Origin of the sequence: Longimicrobium sp., assembly GCA_036389795.1 — a bacterium.
Taxonomy (GTDB): domain Bacteria; phylum Gemmatimonadota; class Gemmatimonadetes; order Longimicrobiales; family Longimicrobiaceae; genus Longimicrobium.
Window position 1 is genome coordinate 1 of record DASVWD010000018.1, and the last position, 6,999, is coordinate 6,999.

6 protein-coding genes are annotated in these 6,999 nt (G+C 71.5%); 5 read left to right on the top strand and 1 reads right to left on the bottom strand.

The genetic code is table 11. From position 1 onward, the window contains the following. The first annotated feature begins 430 nt into the window (after window positions 1–430). The 5 genes from VF746_02025 to VF746_02045 all read left to right on the top strand — a co-directional run bounded on the left by VF746_02025 (window position 431) and on the right by VF746_02045 (window position 6,466). On the top strand, window positions 431–775 hold the full coding sequence (locus VF746_02025) for a PadR family transcriptional regulator (GenBank protein HEX8691191.1): 345 nt from the start codon (window positions 431–433) through the stop codon (window positions 773–775). After that, the gene (locus VF746_02030; protein ID HEX8691192.1) at window positions 772–3,465 is read left to right on the top strand and encodes an ABC transporter permease; all 2,694 of its coding nucleotides are present in this window, start codon (window positions 772–774) and stop codon (window positions 3,463–3,465) included. The genes VF746_02025 and VF746_02030 overlap by 4 nt, the downstream gene beginning before the upstream one ends. A gap of 351 nt (window positions 3,466–3,816) precedes the next feature. Then, a complete protein-coding gene (locus tag VF746_02035; protein ID HEX8691193.1) occupies window positions 3,817–4,524 on the top strand; it encodes a hypothetical protein in 708 nt (235 codons plus the stop codon). Next, window positions 4,521–5,795 (top strand): DUF418 domain-containing protein, encoded by a 1,275-nt coding sequence (locus VF746_02040; GenBank protein HEX8691194.1) that lies wholly within the window; start codon window positions 4,521–4,523, stop codon window positions 5,793–5,795. The genes VF746_02035 and VF746_02040 overlap by 4 nt, the downstream gene beginning before the upstream one ends. Beyond that, window positions 5,792–6,466: a DUF4386 domain-containing protein gene (locus tag VF746_02045; GenBank protein HEX8691195.1), complete on the top strand. Its 675-nt coding sequence runs from the start codon at window positions 5,792–5,794 to the stop codon at window positions 6,464–6,466. The genes VF746_02040 and VF746_02045 overlap by 4 nt, the downstream gene beginning before the upstream one ends. 95 nt (window positions 6,467–6,561) lie before the next feature. Here VF746_02045 and VF746_02050 read toward each other — a convergent pair whose 3' ends face one another. Beyond that, window positions 6,562–6,744, bottom strand: coding sequence for a hypothetical protein (locus VF746_02050; protein ID HEX8691196.1), 183 nt, complete (start codon window positions 6,742–6,744; stop codon window positions 6,562–6,564). Window positions 6,745–6,999: the final 255 nt, after the last annotated feature.

A 6,999-nucleotide genomic window follows, 5' to 3' on the forward strand; every position in this document is an offset into this window, starting at 1 on the left:
GACTCCCAGGGTGGAGAGCGCGTAGCGCGACGCCTGCAGCGGCGTCTGGAGAGGCTCGGCTACAAGGTGGAACTGCGGAAGGCCGCCTGAAGAGCGCGACCCCGGCTCCGTAGTTTCTATTCAGGGAGCGTCCGCGCGTAACTCGCTCCCGCGCAAATGGTTGGACGCGACCGAAGGATCTACTCCGCATGTCTGGTGGCCGGATGCAGCGCGCGGAAGCCGGCCTCGCTCTGGGGTGAGTAGATCCTTCGGTCGCCGCCGGACATCGGTGCCGGGGCAGGCTCGGCGCAGCGGCTCCCCCAGGATGACATTCGTTTGTACGAACGATGATTGCGCAGCAGCGGCGTACAACGCGGCTCTTGCGCGATCCATTCGTCCGCGCTACTCATATGGGTAATCTATAGGTGCGTAACCCATAGGAAGACGGAGCATGGCGGACAAGCTGGACGTGAAGCCGGGCACGCTCGCCCTGATGATCCTGCGGACCCTCGAGGTGCTGGGGCCCCTCCACGGCTACGGCATCGCCCGCCGCATCGAGGAGACCAGCCAGAACCGCCTCACGCTCAACTACGGCACCCTCTACCCCGCCCTCCTCAAGCTCGAGCAGGAGGGGTTCATCACGGCGGAGTGGCGCCAGTCCGAGAACAACCGCCGCGCGAAGTTCTACTCGCTCACCCCCGCGGGCCGCAAACAGCTGGCGCGCGAGACCCGCGAATGGAACCAGACCGCTGAGCTGATCGCCGCCTTTCTCGCCCTGCGACGGGAGGGAACATGAGACACCTTCGCGCCGCGCTCGCCCGCGTCGCCGGCGTCTTCACCAAGCACCGCGCGGACGACGACCTCCGCGAAGAGCTGCTGGCCCACCTGGAGATGGAGACCGCCGAGAACATCCGGCGCGGCATGCACCCCGACGAGGCGCGCCGGCAGGCGCTGCTGGCGTCGGGAGGCCTCACCCAGGCCGCCGAGGCGGTCCGCGACCAGCGCGGGCTGCCGTGGCTCGAGAGCATCGCCGCCGACCTGCGGTACGCGGTGCGCGCGCTGCGGAAGAGCCCCGCGTTCACCGCCGTGGTGGTGCTCACCCTGGGGCTCGGCATCGGCGCCAACACGGCGATCTTCAGCGTCGTCCGCGGCGTGCTGCTCAAGCCGCTCCCCCACCAGGACGGCGACCGGCTCCTCTACCTGCGGCAGTCGATGGACGGACCCGGGGGAGCGAACCTCAGCTTCTCCGTCCCGGAGGTCCGCGACCTCCGCGAGGGCGCCCCGTCGCTGCGCGGCGGCATCGCGGAGTACTCGCCCTGGACGCTGACGCTGCAGGGCCGCGAGGGCGCCGAGCGCATCGACGTGGGGCTGGTGACCGGCAACTACTTCCAGGTCATGGGGCTCTCGCCGGTGCTCGGCCGGGTGACGGAGCCGAGGGACGACGGCCCGGGAGTGCCGCCGGTGGCGGTGCTCACCCACGAGTCGTGGACGAAGCGCTTCGGCGGCGACTCCAGCATCGTCGGCAGGCAGCTGCGGCTGGACGGCAGGCCGGTGACGGTGATCGGGGTCCTGGAGCCCGCGCCGTTCTATCCCGGCCGGGCGGAGGCGCTGCTCAACATGGTGGTCAGCGACCACCACCTGAGCGCGTTCATGGTGGAGGGCCGCACCCACCGCATGACCGAGGTGGTCGCCCGGCTGGCGCCCGGCGCCGGCGTGGAGCAGGCGCGCGGCGAGGTGGCCGCGGTCTACGCGCGGATGAAGCGGGAGCACGCGGAGGCGTACGACCCGGGCTCCAACTACCGCGTGGCGGTGATCCCCTTCCACGAGGTGCTCGGCGAGGGAGCGCGGCTGACGCTCTGGCTGCTCATGGGCGCCGCCGCGTTCGTCATGGTCATCTCGGCCGCCAACGTGGCCAACCTCACGCTCATGCGCGGCGTGCGCCGGGAGCACGAGCTGGTGGTGCGCGCGGCCCTCGGCTCCGGCGTGGCCCGGCTGCGGCGGCTGCTCCTGGCCGAGAACCTCCTGCTCGCCCTCCTGGGCGCCGCGCTCGGCGTGGCCATCGCCACCGGGGGGGTGGGGTTGCTCACCTCGCTCGTCGCGCGGTACTCGCCGCGTGCCGGCGAGATCCGCCTGGACGGGGTGGTCCTCGGCTTCACGCTCGCGCTCTCGGTGGCGGTGGCGCTGCTCCTCTCGTTCCTGGCCTCGCTGCCGAAGGAGGGCACCTTCTCCTCGCGGATCTCGGCGGGCGCCTGGCGGATGAGCGGGAGCCTCCGGAAGCAGCGCCTGCAGCGCGCGCTGGTGGTGGCGCAGGTGGCGGTGTCGGTGGTGCTGCTGGCGGGCGCCGGTCTGCTCACCCGCACCATGATCCGGCTCTCGCGGGTGGACACCGGGCTCCGGACCGAGGAGGTGCTCACCATGCAGGTGAACCTCCTCACCCCGGAAGATCTCCTGTTCAGGCCCGAGTCCGACGCCTGGGCCAAGGAGCGCTACGGCCGCATGCGCGACGAGGTCGCGGCGCTCCCCGGCGTGGTCGCCGTGGGGGTCGGCTCCCCGATGCCGCTGCGCAGCTCGAGCGTCGGCTTCGAGGTGAAGGCGGAAGGCAGGGCGCCCGCCCCCGGCGAGGCGATGCCGCGCGCCGATCTCCGCACCGCCAACCCCGACTTCTTCCGCGCGGCGGGGATTCCGCTGCTCAAGGGGCGTCCGTTCTCCACGACCGACCGCCCCGGCTCCGGCAGGGTGGTGATCATCAACCGGACGCTCGCGGACCGGCTCTTCCCCGGCGAGGACCCGGTCGGGAGGCGGATCGCGTGGACGGGCGACGTGCTGCGCTTCACCCCCATCAGCCCCGAGTGGCGCACGGTGGTCGGCGTGGTCGGCAACACGCAGGACGGGGGGCTGGACGCGGAGCCCCGGCCCGCGGTCTACACGCCCTTCGCGCAGGAGCTGGCGATGGGCGGCGGGCTGGTGATCCGCGCCGAGAGCGACGCCGGGGGCCTGGCCGCCGCGGCCACGCGCATCGTCCGGCGCATCGCGCCCACGGCTCCCATCGAGAACGTGATGACCATCGCGCAGATCAAGGACCAGAGCGTCTCTCCCCGGCGCCTGAACGCGGTGCTCGTCTCCTCGTTCGGCGTCCTGGCGGTGATCATCGCGGCGGTGGGGATCGCGGGCGTGCTGGCGTTCTCGGTGAGCGCGCGCACCCACGAGATCGGCATCCGCATGAGCCTGGGGGCCGGCCCCGGCCGGGTGCAGCGGATGATCCTGGGGGAGGGCGGCGTGCTGCTGGCGGTCGGCCTGGTGGTGGGCGTCACGCTCGCCCTGTTCGCCGCCGGCGTCATCCGCGGGCTCCTCTTCGGCGTGGAGCCGAACGACCCGGCCACCTTCGCCGGCGTGGCCGTGCTGATGGCGGCGATCGGCGTCGGCGCGTGCTGGGTCCCGGCGCGCCGCGCCGCGCGGATCGACCCGGCCATCACCATGCGCTCGTAAAGGTCGAAAGACTCAGGGGTGTCATCCTGAGGAGCCGCCCGCGCGGAACCGGCGGAATGCGCGAATGCCGGGGCGGCGACGAAGGATCTGCGGGCCGTGTCCGAGCGTGAGCCCGGCTGACGCGCGAGTCCCCACCCGCAGATCCTTCAGGCGCACAAGCTCTTGCGCAGACGCGGCTTCCGTGTATGCGCCCTCAGGATGACAGCGAACACCTGACGCTCCCCTTTCCCTCCTCACCAGACGACAAGCCTGTATTCCCGGCACCGCATCTCCTATGGGAAACCAATAGGAGAGGAGATGCGTAGAGCCTGGACGTGAAGCAGGGCACCATCAACAGCCGGGAGAACGTCCATGGGAACGACGCTGCTGGTACACATCCTCGCGGGGAGCCTGGGACTCGTCTCGGGCTTCGTCGCGCTCTACGCCTCGAAGGGGGCGAGGCTGCACCGCAGGGCCGGGATGGTGTTCGTCTGCGCGATGCTCACCATGTGCGTGGCCGGGGTGACGGTCGCGGCCGTGCGGGGCGTGGCGCCGGCGCTCAACCTCCCCGCGGGGCTGCTGACGGCCTGCCTGGTGGTCACCGCGCTGACCACGGTCCGGCCCTCCGCCGCCTGGTCGCGCCGGGTCGACGCCGGCGCCATGGTGGTGGCGCTGGCGGTGGGCGTGGCCAGCCTCACGTTCGGGTTCCAGGCGGTGGCCAACGGCGGCACGAGGGGCGGGCTGCCGGCCTTCCCGTTCTTCATGTTCGGCGTCGTCGGCCTGCTGGCGGGCGCGGGCGACCTGCGGGTGATGCGATCGGGGCCGCTCCGGGGCGCGCCCCGGCTCGCGCGGCACCTGTGGCGCATGTGCTTCGCGCTCTTCATCGCGGCGCTGTCGTTCTTCATCGGCCAGGCGGACGTGCTCCCGGAGGCGGTCCGCATCCCGCCCCTGCTCGCGCTGCCGGTGCTGGCCGTGCTGGTGACCATGTTCTACTGGCTGTGGCGCGTCCGCGGGAGGCGGCCCCTGCGCGGCATCGCCGGCGTCGGCGCGCCCGCGCCCCGCGTGGCGGCGCACCCATGATGAAGCCGGCCGATCCCACCGAGCGCGTCGAGCTGCTCGACGCGCTGCGCGGCTTCGCCCTCTTCGGCGTCTGCCTGGCCAACCTGTTCGTCTTCTCGTACTGGGACTCGCCCGCGGCGGGCGGCCTCTCCCGCTACGACCTGCCCACCGACGGCGCGGCGGCGTTCCTCATGCACGCGCTGGTGGAAGGGAAGTTCTATTCGATCTTCTCGCTGCTGTTCGGACTGGGCTTCGCGCTGCAGCTCCAGCGCGCCGAGGCCCGCGGCGGCGACGGGCTGCCACTGTTCTCGCGCCGCGTCCGCGTGCTGATGCTCATCGGGCTCGCGCACCTCCTGCTGCTCTGGTACGGCGACATCCTGCTGTTTTACGCGCTGATGGCGCTCGTGCTCGTGCGCATGCGCCACCTGGACGACGGGCGCGCGCTGCGCCGGGCGGCCGTGTGCGTCTTCCTGCCGATCGTCCAGTACCTCCCGGTCATCGTCAGCTTCGCGCTCACCCCGGCCATCCCGTTCTTCGCCGGCCTCTTCGGCCTCTCGAAGCTGTACGGCGTCGACGTCATGCACATGTCGGAAGCGATGTTCGGCATGTTCACGAGCGGCAGCGTCGGCGACTGGTTCGAGCTGAGCACGCTGGGCGTCTTCTTCCGCTACGCCGACCTGGTCTTCACGGGACGCCCGTTCAAGGTGCTCGCGATGTTCCTCGTGGGCATGGTCGTCGGACGGCGCGCCATGTGGGCGGCCCTGGACGCGAACGCGGCCCTGCTGCGCCGCGTGGCCCTGTGGGGGTATGCGATCGGACTGCCCGCCAACCTTGTGTGGGCCGCGGTCAGGGACCCGCAGTCGTACTTCGACGGGAGCTGGCGCGGCCTGCTGGAGACGGCGCTGTACGCCTTCGCCGTCGCGCCGCTGGCGCTGGCGCTCGCGGCCACCTTCGCGCTGCTCTGGCGGCGCGGCGCGTGGATGCGCCTGCTGCGGGTGTTCGCGCCGGCGGGGAAGATGGCGCTCACCAACTACCTCTCGCAGACCGTCCTGGCGACGCTGGTGTTCTCCGGGTTCGGCCTGGGGCTGGCCGGCCACGTCGGGCCGACGTGGCTGTGGGTCCAGGCGGTCGCGACGATCGCGCTGCAGACGCTGTTCAGCCGCTGGTGGCTGGCGCGCTACCGCTTCGGGCCCATGGAGTGGGCGTGGAGGTCGCTCACCTACCGCGAACGGCAGCCGCTCCGGGCCGGCCCGCGGAGACCGATCCACGACGAATCGACCGTGACCCCATGACCCGCACGACGAGCGCGCGCATCGCCGGTGTCGCGTTCCTCTTCTACATCGCGGCCGGCCTTGCCGCGGTGGTCCTATTCGGCCGGGCAACGGGCGCGGAGGGGGCCGCGCTGCTCGCGCGCGTCGCCGGGCACGCGCCGGAGGTGCGCCTGGCCGCCGTGCTCACGCTGCTCTGCTCCTTCGCGGCGCTGGTGCTGGGCGTCACCCTCTACGGGATCACGCGCGACGAGGACCACGAGCTCGCGGTGCTGGCCATGACCTTCCGCGTGGCCGAGGGCGTGCTCGGCGGGTTCTCCGTGATCCCCATGCTCGGGCTGCTGTGGCTGGGGACGGCGGGCGGAGCGAGCGGTCCGGACGCCGCCGCGGCGCACGCGCTCGCCGCGTACCTGCTGAAAGGGGAAGACGCGAGCCCGACCGTCACCGCGACCTTCTTCGCGGTGGGGAGCACGCTCTTCTCCTGGCTGCTCCTGCGCGGCCGGATGGTCCCCGTCCCGCTGGCGTGGCTGGGCGTCGCCGCGTCGGTCCTGCTGGTGGTGGGCCTTCCCCTGCGGCTCGGCGGAGTGGTCGGCGGCCCGCTCTTCGAGCTCGTGTGGCTGCCGATGCTGGTGTTCGAGGTGACGCTCGCGGCGTGGTTCCTCACCAGGGGCGTCGCCACGCCGGCGGCGCGCTGAGCGCGTCCGCGCAAACAGCCGCGCGGGACGGCACGCGGCCCTCTCCCGAGCTCCGGGAGAGGGCCGCATGCTTCGTTGGGAGGATGCGCGCTCCCTCAGTCCCGCGGCGGCGGGCAGGTGCAGAGGGTGTCCGGACAGTAGCTCTTGTAGGTGTTCGCGGCGCACCACGGGTTCGTGGGCACGAAGTGCCCCTGCACGGTCCCGCCGTCCACCTCCGACTCCGCGGTGGCGAACGACGCCACGTCCAGGGTATCGAGGTCCAGCCGCAGCTTCTTCATGGGTGCTCCTGTGGTGTGGGTGGATGGGATGCTTCCCATACTAGAACAGACAGGATTCACCCGGCAAGGGGGCGTGAGCACCCGGCCAAAGCTCGGATGGCGCCTTCGAGGCGACTGATACCACGTTTCCGAGCATTGTTCTGGTTCGCGAGAAACAGATTGGCATCACACAGAGGACACGGAGGACACGGAGAGAACTTCAATCTCTCCGCTGTTCCTCTGTGTTCTCTGTGCCCTCTGTGTGAGACCTTTTCA